At 43.5% G+C, this 1217-nt stretch carries 1 pseudogene; it reads right to left on the bottom strand.

Features of this window, described 5'->3' with window-relative positions:
* Positions 1–1217: pseudogene (locus OFO01_RS08960) on the bottom strand (hypothetical protein); the annotation flags it as partial.

Here is a 1217-nt window from a genome sequence, read left to right as displayed (position 1 = left end):
GAAAAAGCTCCTGTAACCATAGTGTTTCCCACACCTATGGCAGTAGAATTTGTAGCACCTAATTTTATGACATTTGAGTTACCCACAGCGGTGCCGTTTTTATCATAAATTTTATTTTCCAAACCATAGGCACCGCCACCGTCACCTTCTACTATATTGCTTGTTCCAAAGGCATTTGAAGCAATACCATTAGCAATATTCGAAAAACCAACGGCATTTGAAAATGTATTGTTTGCTTCCGAGCTTTGACCTACTGCTAGTGAGCCAAGGCCACTAGCTCGTGTTTCTCTGTATGCTCCGTTGCTACTGGTAGCTGTTGCAGTTCCTGCAAAAACTCCATGCAAGAGATTTATTCTATCCGACACCGCACTGCTTCCGCCCATGAAGTTGATATAATCTTCCAATTTTGTTTTCTTAGGAGCGCTTGTTTCGCTACCTATATCATCACCACCGATAGCGATAGAGCCGTATCCGTTAGCTACGGCATTAGCACCAATTGCTATGGTTTGTCCAGCTATGGCTTTTGATTGCGTTCCAATAGCGACACTTTGTCCAGCATCATCGTTTGCTAAATCCTTAGCTATGGCTAAATAACCAATAGCAATATTTCCTTCGCCTGAACTGTCTGCTAATGCCCTAGCACCTAATGCAATAGCGCCCGTTCCATTTGCTTTTGGACCTGGAATTTGAAGTGTCGTAATGACTTTTTCGTTGATTTTAACTTCATAATCCACATGGTCGCTATTTGTACTACCATCCCACACTGCACCGCCGATTGCGATATTTCCCATCCTACTTGTCGAAGAATTTCTACCTATGGCGATACTAGTATATCCAGTCGCATCTCCACCCATAGCTGCAAATGTGTATTGGTTGTGAGTTTTACCGCCCATAATTGCAACGGAATCTCTGCCATTTGCAATAGAGTCCTTTCCAATAGCGATAGAATTATCGGTATTAACAACTCCACCAACAGTAGCAAAAGAATTTACTCCGTTTGCGACAGAATTTACGCCCAGTGCGATAGAGTTATCTTTAAGAGCCCTGCCACCGATAGCAGCAAGAGAATTTGCACCATAAGCATGTGAATTTGCACCAAAAGCAGTTGAATTATCAGCTCCTGCATGTGTTATAGAGCCAGAACCCCAAGCGACAGAATTTGTAGCGTTTGCTTCATTGCTTTCGCCACCAAGCACAACCGAGCCGTCGCCTTTGGC

This window comes from Campylobacter sp. JMF_01 NE2, from assembly GCF_027737365.1.
GTDB lineage: Bacteria > Campylobacterota > Campylobacteria > Campylobacterales > Campylobacteraceae > Campylobacter_B.
Note: the sequence above shows the minus strand (reverse complement) of the source record. Positions and strands in the feature narration are given on the sequence as shown.